Origin of the sequence: Nostoc sp., from assembly GCF_036917235.1 — a bacterium.
In the GTDB taxonomy this organism is placed as follows: domain Bacteria; phylum Cyanobacteriota; class Cyanobacteriia; order Cyanobacteriales; family Nostocaceae; genus Nostoc.
In genome coordinates this window covers 1-24,826 of the sequence record NZ_JBALDU010000010.1, presented here as the reverse complement: position 1 = coordinate 24,826, position 24,826 = coordinate 1, and the positions used below count along the sequence as shown (strand labels likewise).

The 24,826-nt window shown below is 41.9% G+C and carries 21 protein-coding genes and 1 pseudogene; 11 read left to right on the top strand and 11 right to left on the bottom strand.

The genetic code is table 11. The features are described 5' to 3' along the window. Window positions 1-100 precede the first annotated feature (100 nt). Entirely contained in the window at window positions 101-289 is a 189-nt protein-coding gene (gene psbZ, locus V7K44_RS03760; protein WP_334928781.1) for a photosystem II reaction center protein PsbZ, read from the bottom strand. Between the two features lie 157 nt (window positions 290-446). Here psbZ and V7K44_RS03755 point away from each other — a divergent pair, with 157 nt between their 5' ends. Then, window positions 447-3,143 carry a CBS domain-containing protein gene (locus V7K44_RS03755; RefSeq protein ID WP_334928779.1) on the top strand — a complete coding sequence of 899 codons (2,697 nt, stop codon included), beginning with the start codon at window positions 447-449 and terminating at the stop codon, window positions 3,141-3,143. Window positions 3,144-3,155: 12 nt separating this feature from the next. Here the strand turns inward: V7K44_RS03755 and V7K44_RS03750 are convergent, their stop codons facing one another. Further along, window positions 3,156-3,857 carry a Uma2 family endonuclease gene (locus V7K44_RS03750; protein WP_334928777.1) on the bottom strand — a complete coding sequence of 234 codons (702 nt, stop codon included), beginning with the start codon at window positions 3,855-3,857 and terminating at the stop codon, window positions 3,156-3,158. A 411-nt stretch (window positions 3,858-4,268) separates the two neighbouring features. Between V7K44_RS03750 and abc-f the strand changes: the two genes are divergently transcribed. The 5 genes from abc-f (at window position 4,269) to V7K44_RS03725 (ending at window position 9,835) form a co-directional block, all read left to right on the top strand. Beyond that, a complete protein-coding gene (gene abc-f, locus V7K44_RS03745; RefSeq protein WP_334928775.1) occupies window positions 4,269-5,882 on the top strand; it encodes a ribosomal protection-like ABC-F family protein in 1,614 nt (537 codons plus the stop codon). 97 nt (window positions 5,883-5,979) lie between these two features. After that, entirely contained in the window at window positions 5,980-6,306 is a 327-nt protein-coding gene (locus tag V7K44_RS03740) for a DUF6825 family protein (protein WP_334928773.1), read from the top strand. Window positions 6,307-6,485: 179 nt separating this feature from the next. Then, on the top strand, window positions 6,486-8,171 hold the full coding sequence (locus V7K44_RS03735) for an ABC1 kinase family protein (protein ID WP_334928771.1): 1,686 nt from the start codon (window positions 6,486-6,488) through the stop codon (window positions 8,169-8,171). 16 nt (window positions 8,172-8,187) lie between these two features. Continuing rightward, a complete protein-coding gene (locus V7K44_RS03730) occupies window positions 8,188-8,925 on the top strand; it encodes a Stp1/IreP family PP2C-type Ser/Thr phosphatase (protein WP_334928769.1) in 738 nt (245 codons plus the stop codon). A gap of 712 nt (window positions 8,926-9,637) precedes the next feature. After that, complete coding sequence (locus V7K44_RS03725) at window positions 9,638-9,835, top strand: NblA/ycf18 family protein (RefSeq protein WP_094348015.1); 198 nt, start codon at window positions 9,638-9,640, stop codon at window positions 9,833-9,835. Window positions 9,836-10,288: 453 nt separating this feature from the next. Here the strand turns inward: V7K44_RS03725 and V7K44_RS03720 are convergent, their stop codons facing one another. The 4 genes from V7K44_RS03720 to V7K44_RS03705 form a co-directional block, all read right to left on the bottom strand. Further along, a complete protein-coding gene (locus V7K44_RS03720; RefSeq protein ID WP_334928767.1) occupies window positions 10,289-11,842 on the bottom strand; it encodes a serine/threonine-protein kinase in 1,554 nt (517 codons plus the stop codon). 396 nt (window positions 11,843-12,238) lie between these two features. Beyond that, window positions 12,239-13,237 (bottom strand): glycosyltransferase family 2 protein, encoded by a 999-nt coding sequence (locus tag V7K44_RS03715; protein WP_334928765.1) that lies wholly within the window; start codon window positions 13,235-13,237, stop codon window positions 12,239-12,241. A gap of 225 nt (window positions 13,238-13,462) precedes the next feature. Next, window positions 13,463-13,909, bottom strand: a complete 447-nt coding sequence (locus V7K44_RS03710) for a hypothetical protein (protein ID WP_334928763.1) — start codon at window positions 13,907-13,909, stop codon at window positions 13,463-13,465. Window positions 13,910-14,029: 120 nt separating this feature from the next. Further along, entirely contained in the window at window positions 14,030-15,289 is a 1,260-nt protein-coding gene (locus tag V7K44_RS03705) for an anhydro-N-acetylmuramic acid kinase (RefSeq protein WP_334928790.1), read from the bottom strand. A 494-nt stretch (window positions 15,290-15,783) separates the two neighbouring features. Here V7K44_RS03705 and V7K44_RS03700 point away from each other — a divergent pair, with 494 nt between their 5' ends. Together V7K44_RS03700 and V7K44_RS03695 are read left to right on the top strand one after the other, a co-directional pair. Continuing rightward, window positions 15,784-16,545 (top strand): Npun_F0296 family exosortase-dependent surface protein, encoded by a 762-nt coding sequence (locus V7K44_RS03700; protein ID WP_334928761.1) that lies wholly within the window; start codon window positions 15,784-15,786, stop codon window positions 16,543-16,545. A gap of 316 nt (window positions 16,546-16,861) precedes the next feature. Continuing rightward, window positions 16,862-18,064 carry an argininosuccinate synthase gene (locus V7K44_RS03695; RefSeq protein ID WP_334928759.1) on the top strand — a complete coding sequence of 401 codons (1,203 nt, stop codon included), beginning with the start codon at window positions 16,862-16,864 and terminating at the stop codon, window positions 18,062-18,064. A gap of 170 nt (window positions 18,065-18,234) precedes the next feature. On the opposite strand, the gene V7K44_RS03690 is transcribed toward V7K44_RS03695, so the two are convergent. After that, the gene (locus tag V7K44_RS03690) at window positions 18,235-18,864 is read right to left on the bottom strand and encodes a DedA family protein (protein ID WP_334928757.1); all 630 of its coding nucleotides are present in this window, start codon (window positions 18,862-18,864) and stop codon (window positions 18,235-18,237) included. A gap of 490 nt (window positions 18,865-19,354) precedes the next feature. Between V7K44_RS03690 and V7K44_RS03685 the strand changes: the two genes are divergently transcribed. Next, a complete protein-coding gene (locus V7K44_RS03685; protein ID WP_094348023.1) occupies window positions 19,355-19,708 on the top strand; it encodes an STAS domain-containing protein in 354 nt (117 codons plus the stop codon). A gap of 484 nt (window positions 19,709-20,192) precedes the next feature. Here V7K44_RS03685 and V7K44_RS03680 read toward each other — a convergent pair whose 3' ends face one another. Beyond that, window positions 20,193-20,753, bottom strand: coding sequence for an Npun_F5560 family protein (locus V7K44_RS03680; protein ID WP_334928755.1), 561 nt, complete (start codon window positions 20,751-20,753; stop codon window positions 20,193-20,195). Window positions 20,754-20,964: 211 nt separating this feature from the next. Continuing rightward, a complete protein-coding gene (gene rpsF, locus V7K44_RS03675) occupies window positions 20,965-21,327 on the bottom strand; it encodes a 30S ribosomal protein S6 (RefSeq protein WP_334928753.1) in 363 nt (120 codons plus the stop codon). A gap of 379 nt (window positions 21,328-21,706) precedes the next feature. Between rpsF and V7K44_RS03670 the strand changes: the two genes are divergently transcribed. Continuing rightward, window positions 21,707-22,480: a fumarylacetoacetate hydrolase family protein gene (locus V7K44_RS03670; protein ID WP_334928751.1), complete on the top strand. Its 774-nt coding sequence runs from the start codon at window positions 21,707-21,709 to the stop codon at window positions 22,478-22,480. Between the two features lie 3 nt (window positions 22,481-22,483). On the opposite strand, the gene V7K44_RS03665 is transcribed toward V7K44_RS03670, so the two are convergent. Further along, a complete protein-coding gene (locus V7K44_RS03665) occupies window positions 22,484-22,960 on the bottom strand; it encodes a Tic20 family protein (protein WP_094348027.1) in 477 nt (158 codons plus the stop codon). A gap of 81 nt (window positions 22,961-23,041) precedes the next feature. Next, window positions 23,042-23,239: a hypothetical protein gene (locus V7K44_RS03660; protein ID WP_094348028.1), complete on the bottom strand. Its 198-nt coding sequence runs from the start codon at window positions 23,237-23,239 to the stop codon at window positions 23,042-23,044. Window positions 23,240-23,841: 602 nt separating this feature from the next. Here V7K44_RS03660 and V7K44_RS03655 point away from each other — a divergent pair. Next, window positions 23,842-24,826, top strand: a pseudogene (locus V7K44_RS03655) (hypothetical protein); the annotation flags it as partial.

Sequence of the window (24,826 nt, the reverse complement as noted above, 5' to 3'; positions counted from 1 at the left end):
GGAAAAAGAAAAAATTTCTTGTTTCCCTTAACCTTTGACCTTGGCTTTTCTGCCCCTCTAGTTCTTATATTATGTGCCTGCGCCAGAGCGAAGCCGTCGCCTACACGACAAAAAAGTTTAACAAACCAACTAAAAACACCAAAACAATCCAGACCCCAGAACCAACCCAGAGCAGTTTTTTAGATTCATTCCAATTTTGGGGAGTGGCATAAGCAACCGGAACGCCCACAACGAGGACAAAAGACAACACTACTAGACCTATCAAGGCAAATTGGAATATTATGGTCATTTTTGCTTCTCCCAATACAGCGAAATACTAAGGATAGAATATCCTAAAGGGCGACACTGACACTTTCTTATTATTTTTAAGCTAGCAGAAATTGCAACATTTTTGTCATTTGTCCTTTGTCTAAGCATTAATGACTAATGACTAATGACTCTTAACTATGGATTTAATTCTTTGCCACACAACAGCAGATTTTGACGCATTAGCAGCAGCAGTAGGGTTGACACGCCTACTATCGGGAAGCAAGATTGTGCTACCTGGCGGCTCTCATCCTCCTGTACGGGATTTTTTAGCATTGCATCGGGATGAATATCCACTGATTGAACGCCGTTCGGTGAATCCAGAAAAAATTCGCTCTTTGACTGTGGTGGATACACAGCAGCGCGATCGCTTGGGTAAGGCTGCTGAGTGGTTAGATTTACCCAATTTAAAAGAAATTATAGTTTATGACCATCACTTAGGACAAGAATCAGATATACCCGCCACGCGATCGCACATTGCCTCTGTAGGAGCCACCACAACTCTCATCGTGGAGCAATTGCAACAACAGCAAATTTCCCTAACTCCTGCTGAAGCAACTGTGATGGCTTTGGGTATCCACGTTGATACTGGCTCCTTGACCTTTGACCAGTCTACACCACGGGATGCTTTAGCTTTGGCTTGGTTGATGCAAGAAGGTGCGAGTTTATCAGTAATTTCTACTTACCGTGACCCTGGCTTGTCTTTGCAATTGCAGCAGCTATTAACTGAGGCGCTAGAAAATTTAGAATATCTTTGTCTACGCGGATATACGGTTGCTTGGGTAACTCTAAAAACCGAGTCTTTTGTGCCGGGGTTGTCGAGTCTGGCATCGGAACTCGTAGAAATAACCGAAATTGATGCCCTACTGTTGGCTAATGAGTATCCTTTAAGTGAAGAGGATTCACGCTTAACTGTAATTGGGCGATCGCAAATTCCCAAGACGAATCTTAACCTATTATTCCAACTCTTGGGTGGTGGCGGTCACTCGCAAGCCGCATCGCTAAATCTAAGGGGAGTTGATTCGCAAGTAATATTAAAACAACTCGTTGATGGGGTAAAAGCACAAATTCCCCATCCCCCCACCGCGAGGGATTTGATGTCTTCTCCTGTCCGCACGATTCTGCCTGAAACCACAATTGCCGAAGCCCAGCGCATTTTATTACGCTATGGACACTCTGGTTTATCTATAGTCGATACTCAAGGGCAACTAGTAGGTATTATTTCGCGCCGAGATATTGATATCGCCTTACATCACGGATTTAGTCATGCGCCAGTTAAGGGCTACATGACAAGAAATCTGAAAACAATTACACCAGATACGACACTGCCACAAATTGAGTCGCTGATGGTGACTTATGATATCGGACGCTTGCCAGTATTGGAGAATGAGCAGTTAGTTGGTCTTGTCACTCGTACTGATGTCTTGCGGGAATTACATCAAGAAAGGGATGAAAACGGAGAAGGGGGAGAGGAGGAGAGACAGAAAAGTAATATTAATCTCCCGCAATTGCAAAATAAACTTGCTCCTCAGTTATGGCAATTACTCACCATCGCATCGCAAGAAGCCGAAAAACGGGGTTGGCATCTTTATCTTGTCGGGGGTGCGGTGCGGGATTTGCTGTTAGCTGAGACAGCAGGTAGCTTGATGATTAACGATATTGACCTAGTAGTTGATGGCTTTCACAAATCAGCAGATGTTGGCGCTGGTGTGGAACTAGCAAAAGCACTCCAACAACTTTACCCTGCGGCTCGTTTAGAAATCCACGGGGCTTTTCAGACTGCTGCTTTGTTGTGGCACAAAGACCCAGAATTAGATTCTCTTTGGGTAGATATTGCCACGGCTAGAACAGAGTTTTATCCTTACCCGGCGGCGAATCCAGAAGTTGAGGCGAGTTCGATTCGTCAAGACTTGTATCGTCGAGATTTTACCATTAATGCGATCGCTTTGCGGCTTACTACTCCCCGTGCTGGTGAATTACTCGATTTCTTTGGGGGATTACTCGATTTACAAGCTAAACAAATTCGGGTTTTACACGCCAACAGCTTTATCGAAGACCCCACCCGGATTTATCGTGGTGTACGCTTTGCTGTGCGCTTCGGATTTCAGATTGAACCGCAAACAGAAGAGTTTATCCGCTATGCCATTAACAGTGGTGTTTACGATCGCACTTCCCAAGAGAATACCAAAACTCCAGCCCTGCAAACTAGACTGAAAACAGAATTAAAACACATCCTAGAAGCCCCCTACTGGAAATCGGCTTTACAGTTACTCGATAATTTAGGGGCATTGCAATGTATCCATCCTACTCTAAAGCTAGATGTGGAAGTCCTACAACAATTACGTTTGCTAGAACGCTGTTTGCGGCGATTTGACCCGCAACCAACCCTTATCCATTGGGAAATGCGCTTAGAAACGTTAATCGCCTATTTAGCATCACAATATCGGGCGAAAGTAGCAAAAAATCTGCAACTGCAAGAAGATGGCATTAAACGCTTGCAAAACCTGGCTTCTGCTCAATCTGAGGTAATGGAATCTTTGCCTAAGTGTCAAAGTCCTAGTCAAGTAGTACAATTGTTGCGACAATATGATTTACCAATGCTGATTTTAATCGCTGTGCAAAGTCCGCGATCGCTTAGACATCAGATTTGGGAATATTTAACTGTTTGGGTTAATGTGCAGCCACTATTGAATGGTAATGATTTAAAAAAACTTGGTTACAAACCAGGGCCTCAATATCGGCAGATATTAGATGACATGCTTGCTGCTACTTTGGATGGAATAATTAAAGATAAGACTAAAGCTGAGGAATTTTTAGCGCAACACTATCCTAAATGAAATAGCTCTGGTCTAAATTGTATCTGGGTCAATATTTAACTCCCGCAGTTTTGCTGCTAAACGTTCAGCCTTTTGTTCGGCTTGTTCAGCCTTTTGCTGTACCTGTTCTGCCGTTTCTTCCGGTGTTGGTACTAGTTGTCCATCTCGTGTAAAAAACCGCAATAAACCTTCATAAACTCCCAAATATAACCCTAGCTGATGACTCCACAAATATCCTTGTTCACTTGCTTGTAGAGGTTGATATTCTCCATCTAATAAATGAAATCCTGCAAATTCTTGTGTGTAAGGGTCAAACCAAAAATAATCGGGTGTGCGGAAGGTATCTTGATAAATTGTTTTCTTTAAACCTTTATCAGTATTAGCTGTTGAGTTAGACAAAATTTCTAAAATTACATTCGGATATTTGCCATCTTCTTCCCAGACTACCCAACTTTTACGGGTTTTGCGTTCAGTTCCCAAAACTACAAAAAAGTCTGGTCCTCGGAAGTATTCTGATTTGCGTTGGCGCGGACTGTAATAGATAGTCAGATTTCCCGCCGCATAGAAATCATTTCGATCTCGCCACAACCATTCCAGACATGTTAAAAGTAGGATTATTTGCCGTAAATGCAGTTCGCTTTCCAAGGGAGGTTCGTCACTATATAAATCACCAGGGGGAAATATAACATCTTGACAGATGCCTTCTTGAGAATCTAATTCTTGAGCAATAGTCATAGAATGGATACGGCATCAAGTAGTTATTAATTTATTTTACCACTGTGGTAGTTAGCGATCGCATACCGCAAAGACCCAGAAGGCACAGAGAAGAAAAAAGCGATCGCTACCCTTATGAAATACCTTCATGCTACACTGTAGTCAATATCAAACCTCATCACAACTCCAGTGAGATAGCTCAAATGAAGTAGTACCAAACACCCGTTGCGCGAAAGCAACAAATGTCAACGAAGAATAAACGCAACTAGTTTGACAGGGTTACTTCACATAGTCATGTACTAAAAATATTGTCATCACTCCTATCTACATAGAACCGCTTGACGATTGTCTGCGCTGTTTTTTTTGTGTCTAATCTACCAGCAGCTTTTGGAAAAATGCGGGTGGAAGTTTGCGAATTGAGGTTTGAGAATAATGCCGAAAAAATTAATATTGTTAGCTGAGAATTTAGCATATAAACTCAGCGCATATAGAACTTTGTTTCAAGGGATTCATCTGAATATCGACGTGGGCGATCGCATTGCTTTGGTTGGTCGCAACGGGGTAGGAAAATCAACCCTACTCAAGATACTTGCAGGTCAAATTATCCCAAATGCAGGTTCCGTTTGCTGTAATGGTATTGTCTACTATTTGCCACAAATCAGCACTATCAGACAAAAAATTACAGCAGATATAGTACTTGATTTTTTTATTTCTATCTCTGATGAATGGTGGAAGATTGAGGAGATTTTGCAAACACAATTCGGTATAAATATTAATCTTTCTCTACCAATTGCTAACTTGAGTGGTGGAGAACTTACAAAACTATTTCTTGCAATCGGATTATCTCAACAGCCTAACCTACTGTTGCTAGATGAGCCAACCAACCACATGGATTTGCAAGCTTTAGAAAACTTAAGACAATTTCTCCAAAATTTCACTGGCGCGTTTGTAATTGTCTCACATAAACCTTTTTTCTTAGACCAAGTTACAGATGTTACTTGGGAACTTACACCTGATGCTTTGAAAGTATATGGAGGGAATTTTTCTCAGTATCGAGAGCAGAAAGAAATCGAGTTAGAGGTAGCATTGCGATCGCACGAAGCCGCTAGAAAGGAACTCAAACGTACCCAAGCCACAGCTATGCAAGAACAGCAACGCGCAGCCCAATCTAGTCGCAACGGTCGCGCCAAGTTTCTGAATGGTAGTATTGATAGAATTGCAGCAGGACTGATTAAAACCAAAGCTGAGGTGTCTACCGGAACTGCCAAAAAGAAACATGAAGCAGCAGTAGCAAAGGCTAATCAAAAGGTTGCAGAGACAAAGGTCAAAACTACGAAAGTAACAAGTATTCAGCTAGAGGAAAAAAATCAAAAGCGCCGAAATCTAATTAATATCCAGGGTGCAAATCTGAGGATATCAGAGCGTCTATTGATTCAAAATATTCAACTGCATATATCATCTAGCGATCGCATAGCTATTATCGGCGCAAACGGTTCTGGTAAATCGAGTCTAGTAAAGGCAATTTTGGGAATGGAAAACCAAACAGCAGTTTTAGAATCAGGTGAGGTTTTGCTTGCACCCGCCATGAAAGCTGTATATCTCGATCAAACCTACGAATTGGTAAATCGCCAATACACAATTCTGGAAAATATGCAAGCTGCCAATCCTCATCTCAGCTATCAGCTTTTACGTCAACAGCTAGGACACTTTCTCTTTAAATATGATGACGTTTACAAAAGCGCCTCTGTACTGAGTGGAGGTGAATTAGCAAGATTAGCGATCACTATGATCAGTATCTCAGAAATCGATCTACTGATTCTCGATGAGCCAACTAATAACCTGGATATTGAAACTGTTGAACAAATGATAGTAGGTATCAATGATTACCAAGGAGCGCTGTGGGTAATTTCACACGATATCGATTTTCTCAGCCGGATTAATATTATCCAAGGGTTCAAATTGAAGGAACAAACTTTGCAAATGACGACTTATTTACCGAGTACACCAGAGCAATATTATCAAGAGTTGCTGGAATCTCATAAATAAAGCGATCGCCTCATGTAAATTTCTAGCTCAACATATAGAAGCCGCAAAGCATACAGGCAAGTTATAATTCTCTTGCGGTGCAACGTAACAAAAATTTATGAGTAATCCCCTTGTGCAAGCCTTTTTCGTAGGTAGAGCGGTAGCAGAAGTAGTTAATGAGCGTTTAGAGGTCGCCTTGACCGATGCTTTGAGCGATCTGGGCAAATTTGATGCAGAAGCTAGAGAGCAGCTGCGCCAGTTTACAGAAGAAGTCCTAGAACGGGCAAATCGGGCAGCAGAATCAGCTAATGCTGGTCAAGCTACTGCAAGTACTGGGCAAGCCAGTTCTGATTCCGGTGACTTGCAAGCAGATATTGACGAATTAAGAGCAGAAATTGCCCTGTTACGAACAGAATTGCAACATTATCGCCGAACTTCTGCATAAATTTTAGTCATTAGTCATTAGTCATTGGTGAAAAATTATGTACGAATGACATAGACGCGCCAGCGGCTTCCCGCAGGGTAGGACAAATGACAAAGGACACTTAAGAAAAAAACAGTTTAGGAATCAGAGTGTCTTTTCTTCCAAGTGATTCGGTCGCAAACCAACGGTAAACAAAGTATATGGAACAAGGTTATTCAGAGAAGGCATACCGTTGGAATCGGGAAAAATACTCTAGCAAACGGCGTTTTGTGGACATTTGGTCTTTTGTCTTGACCTTATTGTTCAAACTTTGGCTATACAACAAATCTTGGAGTTATCCAGGTGGTGTGACTGATGTAAAGCAAGCCGCAAGACGCAAAACCCAAGCGGTCTGGATTCGCAATACCCTACTAGATTTAGGTCCAACCTTTATCAAAGTTGGGCAACTGTTTTCTACCCGTGCTGATATATTCCCTGGTGAATATGTAGAAGAACTAGCCAAGTTACAAGACAAAGTACCGGCATTTAGCTATGAGCAAGTAGAAGCGATCGTTGAGAAAGAACTAGGCAAGAAAATTCCTGAACTCTTCCATAATTTTGAACCTATTCCCTTAGCTGCTGCTAGCTTGGGGCAAGTACACAAAGCTGTACTACATAGTGGAGAATCAGTTGTTGTCAAGGTGCAACGTCCTGGACTAAAGAAGTTATTTGAAATAGATTTACAGATTCTCAAAGGAATTACCCGCTACTTTCAAAACCATCCCAAATGGGGACGGGGACGAGATTGGTTGGGTATTTACGAAGAATGTTGCCGCATTCTTTGGGAAGAAATTGATTATCTTAATGAAGGTCGTAACGCCGATACTTTTCGCCGTAACTTTCGCGGCTATGATTGGGTGAACGTCCCCAGAATATACTGGCGTTACGCTACTTCGAGAGTGCTGACTTTAGAATATCTTCCTGGAATTAAAATTAGTCAATACGAAGCTTTAGAAGCAGCGGGTTTAGATCGAAAAGCGATCGCTCGTCAAGGCGCTCAAGCCTACTTACTACAATTACTCAATAGTGGCTTTTTCCACGCCGATCCTCACCCAGGTAATATTGCCGTTAGTGCAAATGGCGCTCTAATATTCTACGATTTCGGGATGATGGGGCGGATTAAGTCCAACATCCGTGAAGGACTGATGCAAACACTGTTTGGCATTGCCCAAAAAGATGGCGATCGCGTTGTGCAGTCTCTGATCGATTTAGGCGCGATCGCCCCAACCGATGACATGGGACCAGTCCGGCGTTCCGTCCAGTATATGCTGGACAATTTCATGGATAAGCCCTTTGAAAACCAATCAGTCGCGGCAATCAGTGACGACCTTTACGAAATAGCTTATAATCAGCCATTTAGATTTCCTGCAACTTTCACTTTTGTGATGCGAGCCTTTTCTACCCTAGAAGGGGTAGGCAAAGGCTTAGATCCAGAATTTAACTTTATGGAAGTTGCCAAACCATATGCAATGCAACTTATGACCGATATGAATGGTTCTGAGGGGAATAGCTTTCTTAACGAATTAAGTCGCCAAGCAGCTCAGGTAAGTAGTACTGCCTTTGGTCTACCACGTAGATTAGAGGATACACTGGAGAAGCTAGAGCAGGGAGATATGCGCTTGCGCGTTCGGTCTATAGAAACCGAACGCCTGCTACGGAGACAGAGTAGTATTCAGCTCTCAATAAGCTATGCTCTGTTAATCAGCGGTTTCACGCTTTCAGCTACTATTTTAGTGGTTAAGGATTATGTATGGTTGGCACTGCTGCCTGGTTTAATTGCAGCAGCGCTTTCAGCGATCATGATCCGATTACTTTTACGCCTCGACCGTTACGATCGTATGTATTAATTGTTGCAAAAAAATTATGAAACTTAATTTCACGGGTTTTAGCGATCCGGGACTTATTCGTTCTAATAATCAGGATGCTTACTATATAGACCCAGAAGGGCGGTTTTTTGTTGTCGCCGATGGCATGGGTGGTCATGCTGGAGGTGAAGAGGCAAGTCGGATTGCCACTGGAGAAATTCAGGCGTATTTGGTAGCAAATTGGGAAACTTCTAAGTCTTCTCAAGAACTGCTAGAGCAAGCTTTGTGGGGTGCCAATGAAGCGATTTTGCAGGATCAGCAAAATCATCCCGAACGCGCCGATATGGGGACAACAGTTGTAGCAGTGATTTTTCGCTCTCCAGAGTCGGCTTGGTGCGCTCATGTTGGCGATTCGCGGCTGTATCGCTTCCGCGAGTCACACTTAGAACAGGTAACGGAAGACCACACTTGGGTAGCACGAGCAATTAAAATTGGTGACATCACCTTAGATGAAGCACGATTACATCCTTTTCGTCATGTATTATCGCGCTGTTTGGGGCGCGAAGACTTGCATCAAATCGATGTGCAGCCACTAGATGTAAAAGTTGGCGATCGCTTGCTGTTATGTAGTGATGGTCTTACAGAAGAACTTGTCGAGCAGAAGATTGCTAACTGCCTCCAAGATAGTCCTTGGCTTGATAAAGCCGCCATCTCTCTTGTTGAGGCTGCCAAAGAGCATGGAGGGCACGATAACATCACAGTTGTCATCGTCTCCCTTGAAGAAAATAGTCATTAATCATTAGTCATTAGTCGATGCTTAGTAACTTTAAACAATATGACTAAGGACATAGAGGCGCCAGCGGCTACTCTACGAGTTCTCCGAAGGAGTACCCGCAGGGTAGGACAAAGGAAAAATCTGGTAAATATACTCAGTAATTTGTTCAGCGTGAGCATTTTTCCTTTTTACAATTTGATACAAATATTTTTAGCCTCTAAAATGACCCAAAGAGGCTAAATTTGTATAAATTGGTAAATTGACATCTTGCACGTAATAAGCTAAAACGACTATAATTCACGCTTATTACCATTAATTCCCCAACCTCCTTAAAATTTTCGTCCTCCAAAGCTTCTTCCACGCTTGGGGAGACAACATCTTAGGCTTTTTAAACACAAGACTAAGACGGGTTTTGCATAGCACTAAATATTTTCTTTAAAGGAGATTCGTGCAAAGTACAAAGGAATTAAGGAGGTAGTTATACTTATCCAAGACCAAATAGACCTTATTTTCCGGAATATGGTTCAGCTGACTTGGGTGGTATATCAGTAGGATTAGGTGCAAGAGATCAGAGCAGAAAAAGTCCACACTTTGGATGTGGGCAATCTGTCAAACAATTGTTATCTTTCGTAATACGGAGGAACAAATGTTGGACGGATATAAGTCCAAATATTATCCCATTTGGACTTCTGTGAGCGATATCACCTTTACGCGTTGTTTTTTCGGAGTAATTATGAATCAACCAATGAAACTATCCTTGGAACAGCAATTTAGCATCTGCTCATTTTCCACTCAGGTGCAGAATATGAGCCATGAGCAAGCTAAAGACTTTTTAGTAAAGCTCTATGAGCAAATGGTTGTGCGCGAGGCAACTTATCAAGAACTTCTGAAGCATCAGTGGGGCTTAGATTCAGGTTCCACTATGGCATAGAGTCGTTCTAATGTCGCAGTGGGCGACCTCCTTCTCTTGCTTGGTTCCAAGGAGGAAAAGAGCTGGGGATGTCGGGGCGTCAACTTCGATAAGTAATTCCACAAGATGCAAAAGTTAAATTCACGAAATTAACTAAGAATGAGTAAACATTGTCTACGGCATATCTGCTGGAGTCTAGACTAACTTTAGACTGCAATGCTAAATCCGTTATTTGCTTTAGCCAAACTTCTTGTTGTTTCGTCTAGCGGGGGAATTACACCTGCATAATGACAATCCACTGGAATCTTTGCACAAGAAGATTTAAAGATAATTCGGATACCACTGCTTTAGCAGCTAGTGATTTCACTCTTTATACATATAACTAGAAGTTACATCTTTATATATCTTTTGTTTATAAAACGTTACATTCTTGGAGCGACCACCTATAAAACACGTAACATAAAGAAATTATACCTAGCTGGAAAGATCGTATGGAGAATCTGTATCAATACTTTCCAGTTTTGTTATAATCTGAGGCTTAATCTTTTCATACTCGTTTTTGAGTAAACTTTTACTAATTTGCGGGTCGGCAGAGGACATCAACGTATTGCTCATTGCGACCCACTCTTGCAGTCGTTGCCGCTGGGCAGAAGCGACGCTGGAAAGTAAGATGTGGGTACAGCTATTTGGTGCTTCTCGGGCAAAGAATAAGAGGCGGTAGTAACCTGTCTGCTGTAGTAACCGAGCAATTTCTTGACCAAGGCTGGTTTTGAGATCGAGGTAATAAGGCAACCATTTAGCGCCATGCTTGCGATTGTAGATGACAGTAATCCATAGCAGCATGGGATGGGGGATAGAGATGAACAGAAATTGGTTATAGCGCGTACAGAGTAAGCGTTTTTGAATTTCATCTTGCGGTAGCATCACCCACAAAGCTGGTAAAACCTCCCCATCGGTCTGAATGGGCTGGGGAAACACAATATCGGCAATTGGTTTATTTTTGGGCCAGGAAATGGCACGAGCGATTTCATCGTTTGACCAGGATACCCGCAAATCGGCTTTGGTCTTTTGTTCAAGCTCGGTGCTAGCTGTAGTAGTAGGAACTAGAGCATGGCTGGCTTGCTGAATTTTGCGTGTATGCTCAGGCTTTTCTAAAGATGCTAAAACTCTGAGGATTTCAGTAATACTTTGGGGGCGATCGCGTGCTACTTTAGCCAAACAACTCATCACCAAATTTTCAATTTCTTTTGGTAGTTCTAATCCAGGCGCAGCCTCAGCAAAAGAACGTGGTTTTTGATAGTGATGTGTTTTATACCACGCGCCAAAAGAGTGAGTTGGTGCCACCAGTGGCATTTTGCCTGTGAGCATCTCAAACATCATGACGCCCAAACTATAAATATCAGCACGGTTGTCTAATTCCTTACCCTCCATCTGTTCGGGAGAAGAATAAGCCAATGTCCCCAAATAAAATTTTGTATGGTCGCCATCTGACTGTAATAACTTAGCAATACCAAAATCTAGAACTTTGACCAATTCTCCAAAACTGGGATCTTGAATCACCAGCATATTGCTTGGCTTAACATCGCGATGGATAATTGGGCAAATAGTGCCATCAACCGGGATGCCATCATGGGCGCACTGTAACCCCAAGCTGAGTTGACGCGTCATACTGAGGAATCTTGGTAAAGGTAATCGTTGCTTGCGAATAATATTGTTCAGGCTTTGTCCTTGTAAGTATTCCATGACGTAGAACGGCGTGTTATTGTCATCTACGCCATAGTCCATAACTCGGACAATATGGATACTTTTTTGCCCTAATAAAGCACAGGTTTTTGCTTCTCGCTCAAAGCGGTCTTGCAATCGCATCTTTTCATTTTGGATTGATAGAGCCAGAAACTTAACCGCAACAGGTACACCTCCCAACAATGTATCTTTAGCACGATAAACCCGACCCATTGCTCCAGTACCGATTAACTCTTGGAGTTGGTAGCGTTTGCTGAGTAAGCGACCAATGTTGGGGTCTGACATAGAAAATTCGACTCCAAAAGCAGGTTGTAAATGTTTGGGAGAACAAGTGCATTCAAAAATTGTGGTGTATCTTTAGTTTGCCCAATTTTGACTAATGCGCTATCACTCTTGGCATCTCCTCTTCTCTACAAGACGTTGCTTTGTGTTGGGAGAAGACGGCACTAGTTTAGCTACACGAAACCTCACTTGCCTTTGTACGGTTAACAAACCTTTAAATTCGCATTAGTCCACGGAGATAAGCTTTGTTTGTGTAATAGAGAATTATATTCGCCCAATACTTTTAAAACATTTTCTGATTACCTAACAATCTTTTTAACCTTCAAGCTAATTCTTACTATGTAAGGATGCATTATTTATTTATAATGATAAAACTGTAATATCCTAAGTGGTAGTTTTTCATTTTCTCTGTTGGTTAGGATATATATCAAAACTTGATTTATTATTCATCACATAGTATTGAATTCGACGTTCGATAATACTATTGAGTCGGGACATAAAATCATAAAAGAAACCCGGATATTTCCTAATTTCTGTGAATGCTGTTAACCATTTTCCTTGTTTTATAGGTTCTACAACTTGAAGATAAGCTAGATTTTTCTTATAAACTGAGAGATTATAAGATAGAGCACGCATTAGAGCAGGATTTTTTTTCACAATGTCTTGTTGCATGAAATAAATAGCAGCTTTGCAAGATTGATTGAGACGTGGTAATTGGCTTTGATATACAAGAGAACCAGGGCGTGAACGGTAGAAATAATAGGGTTTTGGTTCAATAAAAAACCTAGCTCCTTTAATTAAGCATTTCATATCAAGCCAAAAATCTTGACCCATCCTGATTTCATCATCGTACTCAATGCCGTGTTTAACCAGGAATTCTCGTTTGAATAGAGGCTTGCTTAGGCCAAGATGCAATCCTGGTTCACCAAAGACATCAGTTTCTACAAAATAAACGATATCAATTTGGAGAATTTTCTCTATACGTTCTCCACTTTCTTGAATCAATGTACTCCAAGCAGATGTTGTACCGTCTTTGATAAAATAAAGATCATCAGCAATCATGTCTGCATTTGTTTGATTTGCCAGAGACACCAGCTTTTCCAATCTTTCGGGAGCATACCAATCATCTGAATCAAGTACAGCAATCCATTCTCCTTGGGCTGCTCTGAAGGCGCGATTACGTGCCGCCGCCGCTCCGAGATTTTGCTGATTAACTATTACTTTGAGACGTTGATCGGTGAAACTTTTAGCGACTTCTACAGTTTTATCACTTGAGCCATCATCAACCATGATAACTTCAATGTCAGTGAGTGTTTGCTCTAAGACTGACTCTATTGCCTTCCCAATATAAGTTTCAGTATTGTAAGCAGGGATAATAACAGAGACTTTAGGATTCACGAAACTGAACTCCTGACTACATGGTTAGGTACAATACTAAAATCCTGACGATAATTTGATCATTTCTTTATTACTATACAACTCAGTAGGTCAGTGAGAATAAACGATGAGTGGTTAAAGTTGGGCAGGAGATATTAGGCGTTGGCAAACCAATGCGTTGCCAGAGTTTTTTGAACGGTAGTTTTTGGCTTAGAAGAACAGCAAAGCGCTGAGGCAGCGCTGCCTTTAAGCTGACTGACGTTCTAGCCTAGCTTCCATTGTATTAGTTAAAAAATGACCAGCCAAAATACCACTACTGAGGTAATATGTATCTTGCGAAATCCGGTGTAGGGTTTCAAAGCCACTACGACGCTGACGATCGCCTAGTACCCAGTAACGCTGTACGATAGTATCCAGACCAATCCAGCCTTCGCCTTCAACCTGCCCCAAAATATTATGTTGTAGTAAAAAAGTATACTGACGCTCTCCATCATGCAACCGCCCCTTATATTGCAGAGAGATTTCAGAGCGATCGCTACCTGGGAAAATAAGTTTTGTGGCCATAGTAAACCAGTTATCTCGATTCCAAGCGACCAACGTCATACCCTTGACGCTGATTGGCATACCATTACGTTCTAGCCAATTTCCTTCCATTGCCCAGCGTCCTGGTTCCAATAAAAAAGTATGAGCCACCTTTTATTCCCTGTCTTGCTCGATTGCCGCCAAGACTATAGTTATAGCAGTGCTAAGTTACGAGTGCTGAGTTGCGAGTGAAGAATGAAGAAATTTTTTATCTTGTTTATTTTTCCTGACTCAGCATTCAGGATTGACTTGGTGAATTTCTCCCAAAAGTACTTCTTGAGGCGCACCTGTGGCAGTAGGTAGGTTACCAGGAATACCCAAATGTCGCCAGTAGGCTAAAACCGCGAAGGCGATCGCTTCTTTAAAATCTGCACTCAAACCAACTTCATCTGTAGTCAAGACTGGTATTGATGGCAACAACAACTCTAATCGACGTTTCAAATAGAGATTGCGACTACCACCGCCACATAATAGTACCTTTTGTGGCATTTCCGGCAGAAAAGTGCGGTAACTATGAACAATTGAAGCAGCTGTAAGTTCGGTGAGAGTTGCCAGTAACTCGGCAGCACTGAGTTGGTATGCTTGGGCATCTTTTAAACACTCATGCAGGTAAGCTACACCAAATAACTCTCTACCAGTGGATTTGGGCGGCGGTAGATGAAAGTAGTCTTGGTCGAGCCATTCTTCTACTAATGGATGGCAAGGAGTACCACTTGCTGCCCAATTGCCATCTTCATCATAAGTTTTAGCACCACCGCTTAAATGCTCCACCGCTAGATCCAACAAACTATTTCCTGGGCCAGTATCCCAACCACGAATTTTTGAGAGCCAGTCTCCATGCCGAGGCGGAATATAGGCAACATTGCCAATACCACCAATGTTTTGAATACAACGCCCCTCCTGGGGATGACTGAGTAAATAAGCATCAACCCTGGGCACGAGAGGCGCACCATGACCACCAATAGCAATATCAGCAACGCGGAAGTTGCTCACAGTTGTAATGTTCGTAAGATGCGCAATTAATGCACCTCGCCCTAGTTGAAGACTGTAACCCAAGGGACTGCCCAGTGCTGTTAACGGATAGCTAGGGTTTAGCCCGTGGGTAGCGATCATTTCTCTCCCCCTGCTCCCCTGCTCCCCTGCTCCCCCTTTGGGTGGTCGATGATAAACCGTTTGACCGTGGGAACCAATGAGAGTGGCTGGCTGATGACCAATTTGAATATTTTGGGCGGCTTGGGCAAAGACTTGAGCGATCGCATCATCTATTTCCGCTAATTCTGCCATTGAGATGGCAACGCCTGCACCAACTGCTAATATTCTTTCTCTAAGTTGGGCTGGATAAGGATATGTTGCCCCGGCTAGCAACTCAACTTTGAGATCCAATTCTGTGCCGGAAATCTCTACCAACGCAGCGTCTATGCCATCTACGGATGTGCCACTAATTAAACCAATAACGCGAGTAGGGACAACAGCTTTTTCAGTTGGATGCATCGATCGAGATTCTTTTGTTGATTGCAAGAGTTTAGTTTAATTCATGTTAATAGCTATGTCAAAACACTCAGGTTGCATAGTTGACTACAGAGGAAAAAGTAAATAGAGCGAGGGAAGAATCTCAAAACCAATAGCAATGACCACGAATCTATTTATATTTAACAGCAAACAAATAATTTCAAATAGTTTTGTTTATTATCTTGATTGTTCCTTAATCAGGACAACATCCTAAGATACAAATTCTTGATATATACTAGCTAAATTCACAATTTTTTATCTTCAGATAAAGAACAGATATTCTATCCCCTTTTCCGGCAAGTGAAACTACTTATTTATGTTCAAAAATAGGGCAAGTTATTGGCTAAATCTAGGAATTTTTCAATAAATAAAAATCCAGTAGTTTCATCCTATTGTTTCTTCTAGAAAACACTACATAATGAATCCAAGTCGCACAACAAACTTTTCAACAATTAAAAATACAGAATTTCAAAATTATGTCTCTTACCAAAATTGCTTGTATCGCTGCTCTATCTTTATCTGCAATCTCCTCATTTATCTATGCAGGTTCTGCCCAGGCTATTTCCTTCCAAATAACCACTGGCATTGCAGGCCCTAATGGAGAAACTGACCAAGGTGCTTTTTCTGAGTTTACTCAACTTCCTGGTACGACAACTGTTAACTTCAATGATGGTCAAGCACCAACCACTGGTTTTGCTAAATACTCATTTGAGAATAACAGTGGAAGCAGTAGTGTGAGGTCAGATGTATGGGCACCTGCTGGGGCAAATGGTGAGGTCAATAATGGGAAGTATTTGGCAGTTTTTAACGGCGATAATGTCACAATTAACCTTGCAAGTTCCCTCAATTATTTCGGTATTGACTGGGGAGCTATTAGTTCTGGTAACGTTTTTTCCTTCTACAATGGCGATAATCTAATCAAATCATTTACAACTGAGGATGCGAACCCAGTTGCTCCAATTCGTGCATTACAGCATGGCGGTGAAGGAAATGGCTACCTTCACTTCTACTCAGATAGTAGCAACGATATTTTCAACAAGATTGTCATTACCCAAGCAGGTGGTGGTGGATTTGAAAGCGACAACCATTCTTTCCATCTAGGAACTGACAAATTTACAGGTTTTGACCCCAAATCTGTTCCTGAGCCTAGTATTACATTAGGTATGCTGGCTGTAGGTGGTATGTTTCTACGCAAGCGCAAGAACGAGAAGTTGCAAAGTGTAAGGCAATCTCATTAAATATATCAATCTTAGCTCAGTAAGATTTTCTCTACACTCTACCTTTAGTCTGTACAAGCATTTCAAAACTTATTTAATATTAAATACAAATCAGGGTGAGCTTACTTAGGTAAACTCGCCCTAATCCTTTTGCAATTGATAATCCAATACGCTTCAGCATACTGCTTAGAGCTTAAGCGAACTGGATTAAGAGTAAACTGTAATTCTGACTCTTAACCCCTAAATCTTCCTACAGGTTGTTGCATGAATAAAATATACATGGATTAGTTTAGATATAATAATGACTCATTCTTTGTTGTCCTAACTGGAGAAATTAATGGGTCGCGCCAAAAAGGTTGTCCTGGCATATTCTGGCGGAGTGGATACCTCAGTTTGCATCCCCTACCTCAAACAAGAGTGGGGTGTGGAAGAGGTGATTACCCTAGCAGCAGATTTAGGTCAGGGAGATGAATTAGAGCCAATCAGAGAAAAAGCTCTGAAATCGGGTGCAAGTGAATCCCTAGTGGCGGATGTCAAAGACAGCTTCGTTAAAGATTACGCCTTTGGAGCGATTCAAGCCAACGCCCTTTATGAAAATCGTTATCCTCTAGGAACCGCCCTGGCTCGTCCACTGATTGCCAAAGTATTAGTAGAAACAGCCGAAAAATATGGTGCTGATGCGATCGCTCACGGTTGCACCGGTAAAGGCAACGATCAGGTTCGCTTTGATGTCTCTGTTACCGCTTTAAACCCCAATCTGAAGATCCTCGCACCAGCCAGAGAATGGGGAATGAGTCGTGAGGAAACGATCGCTTATGGGGAGAAGTTTGGTATCCCCTCACCAGTCAAAAAATCTTCTCCTTATAGTATTGATAAGAATTTGCTCGGTCGTAGCATTGAAGCTGGTTTACTCGAAGATCCCTCATTTGAGCCACCAGAAGAAATTTATGAGATGACCAAAGCGATCGCTCACACTCCCAACGAGTCAGAGTACATCGAAATTGGTTTCCAGGGTGGTATTCCTACAACCCTCAACGGTATAGCCAAAAAGCCAGTTGAGCTAATTGAAGAACTCAATCAGGCGGTAGGAAATCATGGCATCGGACGGATCGATATGATTGAAAACCGTCTGGTGGGGATCAAATCGCGGGAAATCTACGAATCACCCGCAATGTTGGTGCTAATTCAAGCACATAGAGATTTAGAAAGTTTGACCTTAACGGCAGATGTCACCCATTACAAGCGTGGGATTGAAGAAACTTACAGCCAAATTGTTTATAACGGTTTGTGGTACAGTCCACTCAAAGTTGCACTCGATGCTTTTATTCAAAAGACACAAGAGCGAGTCTCTGGAACTGTGCGAGTGAAGTTATTCAAAGGCAACTCTACGATAGTTGGGCGTTCGAGTGATAATTCCCTCTATACTCCCGATTTGGCAACCTACGGAGCTGAAGATAAATTTGACCACAAAGCTGCTGAAGGCTTTATATACGTTTGGGGACTACCGACTCGCATTTGGTCACAGCAGGTTAGGGGTTAAGAGTTAGAAGTTAAAAGTTAAGAGTTAGGAGTTAGGAGTTAGAAGTTAAAAAAGCAAAATACAAAAGTAAAAGTTAAAAAAATTCACTTTTTACTTGACTCCTGACTCCTGACTCCTGACTCCTGACTCCTGACTCCTGACTCCTGACTCCTCACGTATTTATCCTTGACTTACTCTTCTGCTGCACCTTTAACCTGGCGAGATTCCAGCCACAGGGGCACAATAATTAAAGCAGCGAGGATTAGTAACGCTGCGATCGCAAATTGACCCACCCAAGCAACCAATTGTTCTAAAGAGACTACTTTGCCTGCAAAAAAAGCTAATGTCACCATCAAACTAGCCCAAGCAACTGCTCCTAACAAGTTGTATAAAAAGAATTTTCCAAAGGGCATTTCAGCTATACCAGCTAGTGGTGCAGCAAAAACTCGTAACAATGCCAAAAAACGTCCAAAAAACACCCCTTTAGCAGCATTTTGACTAAATTGATCTTTAATACTCAGCAGCCGCACTTCAGAAATCCGAAATATGCTGCCAACTTTTACCAGAAAAGCCCAACCGCTAACTCTACCAATCCAATAGCCACAAGTGCCACCAATGACAGCACCCATGATTGCGTCACCGAGAACCAGCCAGAAATTTAGTTCATCGCTGCCAGCTAAAAACCCGCCCACTAGGGTCACGGTTTCACCAGGAAGGGGAATGCCTAAATTTTCTAGCAAAATTCCGAAAAAAATTGCCCAATACCCGTAATTATGAGCAACTTCCTGGATATTTTCTAGTGAAATCAGCTCTAAAGACATTCCGCACCGCCGTCTTTACAAATTTTTACTTTTACTATATCTTTGCTTGTTTTTGGGTGGGGTGTCAATCAAACTAATACATAGAGTCATTAAGTCATTAGTTTAATACTGAACTGAATAATCTATATATTTTAGTCTATGGTAACTGTTAAATTTTGACTATTAACTATACAACTTTTGGAATTCCTACCACATATTCATAATTTCTTAAAAAAAGATTAAAAATTTTATAGAAAATTTATAAATATCCGTTTAAATTGTGAAAATCTTGTAAAAGATACGGTTGATACCGAAATTGTTAGGCGCTTATGCCTATATTGATGAAAGTTATCACAAATTATACGACATGAATACTGAAATAATCTCTCCCAACTGTAGGACTGCAATTGCCCAAATATCTGGGTAAAAGGTCATTTCACCGTTGAAAGGGAAGAAGTATTAATGTCTTTTTCAATTTTTTGTCAAGTGTTCCAATTACCCTGTTAAATTCATGGCTTTCACACAAGAACTTCAAGTGATTTTGTTTAAACCCCAAGGAAGCATAGATTTGGAAGGCGGTAAGGCTTTGAGCGAACAGATGGCTGGAGTAGTCCCTCAAGCTTATCAACTCTGGGTTATCGACCTAGCAGAAGTTAACTTCATGGACAGCTCTGGGTTAGTTCCTTTAGTAAAAGGCTTAAAAGCTGCACGTCAGAGTGGTTGCCGCTTGGTTCTATGCAACGTACAAGCTCCTGTACGGTTGATTTTGGAACTTACCCAACTCGATACAGTGTTTGAAATTTTTCACACTTACCAAGATATTTTTACCACCGTCAAAGATAACAGTCTGGTGCTAGCAGACTAACTAATAAATCTACCTATAGAAGGATGGCGGAGTCAAGCAATATTTGCATTTTTTCACATTATCTTAAGATAACAGTCTGGTGCTAGCAGGCTGATCTTCTTTCTTGTCTAGAGAAGAATGTTGAGTGAAACTCATAGCTTTGAGCTTGGCAGTATAAATTACAGATGAATGAATCTGCTTATTGAATAATCATCTACCTCAAGCAGTAAACTTCAGAAATGACTAAAATTTGTCAAAGCAAATGCAACTGTTTGTGATACTCCCCAGCCTTTTAAAGACAGGGTTTTTCAAATTACTCTAAGCTAATTGTTTTATATATGGCGTAACTAGTGAAAGGAAGCAGGAGGTAAGAAAGGTTAGAATATGAGCTTTGACGTTATTTCTAACTCTATAGTTATTTTTGCCTCGATCTACTACTTGGATGCCTCCAAGATGCTTTGATGCACCAATTTCTTACCTCTTAGATTCCACCATAATGGTAATTTTAGGCATTCTGGGGAGTCGAAATATTAGTTTGTTCGGATGCTGGGCGGGGAAAATTTGGTAAATCAATACCGCTGTGACTAGCATTGCGAGTTTTGAGTGCTAAACGGTAACTCACACTTTGCAGTTCTGCTTGCAGTTGGCGGTTTTCCCGTTGTAGCGTTGCTACCTTTTCTCTCACTGGCGTCATCCGCTCCTCAAACTTCCGACGGTAAATTTGAGGCAACTCTTGTACTACTTGCTCTAACATCCGAGTGCGATCGGTAAGTTCTTGAACTGACTGTCGCAATTGATAAATTTCGGAGTCACGAGTTGTAATTTGCTCTTGGTAGAACGCCACCTGCTGTTCCACAGCTTGGAGTTGTTCTTGTAAAGCGTGTAACTGGCTCAGATCGCGCTCAAATTCCGGCTGCTGGGGCATAAAACTAGTGTTACCCTTTACCAGCCGGAAGAGTTCTTGAGATAGTTGTTGCACTAATTGATCGCGAAGTTGCAACTCCTGGCGTAGCTGCGATACTTCCGTCGAGAGAACTTGAATATTAGGTGTATCAGATTGGCTCACAGTAGCTTAAAGCTCCCATTCAGAATCTTGTCCACTCTTAGGTATAACTGCGGGAGTACTACCTTTGGCAAGTATTTGTTAATTTAGCATTCCCAAACAAGTCACGAAAAAAGAAAAAGACAAAATTTTATTGAATGGGAGTGGGGATTGGACATTTAGTTTCGTTCCCTAGCTACTAGTTCCTAGTCCCCAGTCCTCAGTCCCTAGCCCCTTAAACTGTTGCAGTTGCAGGTGCAGCTACTTTAGTGGGCTTTTCTTTTTCCTCTTTAGGGGGTTTTTCTTCTTCAATGTCCTGCTTAATTGTTAAATAGCGAATCACTTCTTCACTCAAACGCATGGCGCGTTCAAAGGGGGCGATCGCAGTTGCAGGCGCACTGTAGTTTAATTGGATGTAGATGCCATCCCGGTGTTTTTTGATTTCGTAAGCCAGACGGCGCTTACCACGATTTTGAATTTGGATCTCTTCAGCGCCTTGATCGCGAAGCAAATTCTGATATTTTGTAACTGCTTGCTCTACCTGTTCCTCTCCGAGGTCAGGACGGAGGATGTACATTGTTTCGTAATTTGTAGTCATATTTTTCAGTTTCCTCATGGACAAAAGTGGCTGCCGATATTAATTTATACCTGATTATTATTCAAAATTCCAGTATTAATCAACATCTGAAGCAACAAGGAACTATAATCTTACCAGTTTTCAATTTGAATCATTAGCCAAATCGCCGAAGTTTGGATTTTTTGGATGTCCCTAATGAAAACTAGGTTGGGAGGCAACCCGATATTTCTTTCACAAGATCGATTGAGCTATCAGCTTCGCTAAGGGGTATCTTTCTTTAAGGACATCTTATCGCGATCGCTTTTTTGCTCAAGGCTCAATCGGTTGGCTAAACAGCTAACTGACAATTGCTACCTGCTCACAGCTTCTAATCGCAGAAAAAAGGATATTCATCAAGGTTATGGCGCAGCGCTACGTGCGAATTCAAAATCCAGAAGGACAGATTTACTATGGGTTACTACAGCTATCCCTGAATGTGCAGGTGCTAGATGCTCCACCCTGGTTACATGGACAACCCACTGATTTAACTTTGACACCAGAAAATTACCAAATTCTGGCTCCCTGCGCTCCTTCAAAAATTGTGGCGGTGGGTAAGAATTATGCAGATCATGCAGCCGAAATGGGAACTCCAGTACCTTCTGAGCCATTAATCTTTCTTAAGCCACCTACGTCGATCATTCCATCTGAGAGAGAAATTAAGTATCCTCCCCAGTCACAACGAGTTGACTACGAAGGAGAGTTAGCTTTAGTGATTGGCGATTATGCCTTTGAATGTACGCCAGAGGTAGCCCAAACCAAAATTTGGGGCTACACTATCGCCAATGACGTAACAGCGCGGGATTTACAAAAACAGGATGGTCAATGGACGCGAGCCAAAGGTTTTGATACTTTCTGTCCCTTGGGGCCTTGGATTGTCCGGGAATTAAATCCAGGAGCGAGATTGCAGACTTTTCTAAATGACGACGCTAATCCAGTCCAATCTACCTGTATCGATCGGATGGTATTTTCCCCCGATGTTTTAGTTTCCTATATCAGTCAGGTGATGACGCTACTCCCTGGTGATTTGGTGCTTACAGGTACGCCGGAGGGTGTAAGTGCTTTGCATCCAGGCGATCGCGTCCGCGTAGAAATTGAAGGTATCGGTCGCCTGGAAAATACCGTAGCGACCCGTTAACTTCTAACGCACTTGCATATACACCGCATCGGAAATCGCTGGAATTTCTGCATAACGTCCACTTACAGACTGGATGACTGAATATGCGACTGCTCCCACTATGCCGATAAAAATGGTTGTGGATAAAGTTTGGATTGCAAAACCACCGGAGGGAACTAGTCCCACAACATCAGTTAGAATGCTAAACAAAAAGATAATGATGTCCAAAAGGATTGCTTGCATGGTGTTGAAACGAATAAAGTGACTAATTTTTTCGTTTCTTACTACCAGTAAAAATAAAGCAAAGAAAATAATCATTCCTGCATAACGCACGCCGTAGTAAATTCTTAACAATGGCAGAAGCGGTAGAAACAGTAGTTGTAATGGTGGAAACTCAGAGAGCAAATATCTACCAAATACAAAAACCTCAATTAGAGGAAGCAAATAAGGCAAGGAAGCAAAAATCCGATCTGAAACTGTTGTAGACCCGCGCCAAGACATTATGCGTTCTCCTGTGGTTAAATTTTAATAGTTACTTGAGCTTAGGATAACGCAGTTGCTAGGTCTTGCTGAGAAATTCAACTATTCTATATGGGCGATGCGAAAGCCCATCATGCACTCATACTGGTCTGGCTGCTGTTGAGTAAGTTTGCGAATCGCTTGACCACAGCGCAGTTGACCCCCACGCCAACGAGGTTGACCGCTCCCGTCAGCGAGTAAACAAGACTGGCAAACTTGCTCAGGGGCAAGGATTTGCTCGTCCATTAAAATGACTAGCATCGAATCCCTCCTGTAAATCCTCATTGTCAACCCACATTTCACTCAGAGGAAGACGTGTTTTGTAGCGGTTCAAAGAGCCACTTCAGATAGATTGGATGCGTTGTGCGTGGTTAAGTGTTGTGATTTGCGATGGGCTTTGCGTTTAACTTGGGCGATCGCAGAGGACACTTAAGAGCCACATCCTACCTCTTTGTAGCAAAAATGTGGGCAATTACAATTCAATAACAATTCTCAAGTGAATTTAAATTTATTGTACGTTGTGTCTATTGCAAAGTGGAAATCTTAGTAAAAAATAATACAAAGTTTTTTGCAATAAGTTGAGCAAAGACAACTAACGGTATCCATTGCATCCCTGTTAATTTAGCACTAGGATGTGTCAAACTTAATATTCAGAAAACAACAAAAGCTTTAGACACAAGCAACACGGCGACTTATTGAAATTTCCTTCAGGTGAGTAGTTAAAGTGTGAGAAGTCAAGTCAGTAAAACTGAGTTAACTTGATAGCCATTTAAGTGAGGCATTTCTAAAATACTGAGGTAAACTTGCAAGCAAGTTAATACACAATATTACTCAGCGGCTCGTCGGTCTGGGCATCACTTACAATGGAACACTGGCAATTTCTGATACAGAAACAAGGCGCTCGCTCGTGGCATATCCTAGAATCGCCAAATTTGGAAATATTGGAAGGACAGTATAGAGTTTTGGCTCGTTCTAACCTTCTTAATACAGACGTGGAAGTGCGGGTAACTCACTCTTCAACCGAGGAAGTTCAACCAACGCGGCGAATTTTCAAGCGATCGCGTCGCACTAACTCAGAAGGCTTAATGCCGATAATTCCTTTTACCTACTTCCAGCCGGGAGTTTGGGAGTTGCGGTGTTCCGGCGATTTGATGTCGGATCTGCTCGGTAAATCTTGGCAATACAGCGTGCAAATGCAAGTCTTCTCGCTATTATCAGAGAGAGAGCCGAGGAAAAATTTAGACTCAAGTTCACCTGACGATGGCGTAGATACTGTTTCTGAAAACTTGGAATCTAATGCCCCAGCAGAAACTGCAATTACGTTATTTACGTTTGAGAAAGCGATCGCAGTTTCTGAAGAACTGGCAATTACTAAAGATAACAACCTTGTTACCACTGTTCTGCTAAATGAAGGGAACTTAGAATCTCATGTCCCACCAGAAACTGTAATTGAGCTAGATCGAGCGATCGCTGTTTCTGAAGGACTGGCAATTACTACAGATGGCAACCTTGTTACCACTGTTGTACCAGACGAAGGGAACTTGGAATCTAATGCCCCACCAGAAAATGTAATTGAGCTAGATCGAGCGATCGCTGTTTCTGAAGGACTGGCAATTACTACAGATGGCAACCTCGCTGTTGCGTCAGATGAAGGGAACTTGGAATCTCATGTCCCACCAGAAACTGTAATTGAGCTAGATAATGCGATCGCAGTTTCTGAAGGACTGGCAATTACTACAGATAGCAACCTTGCTACCACTGTTGTACCAGACGAAGGGAACTTGGAATCTAATGCCCCACCAGAAAATGTAATTGAGCTAGATCGAGCGATCGCTGTTTCTGAAGGAC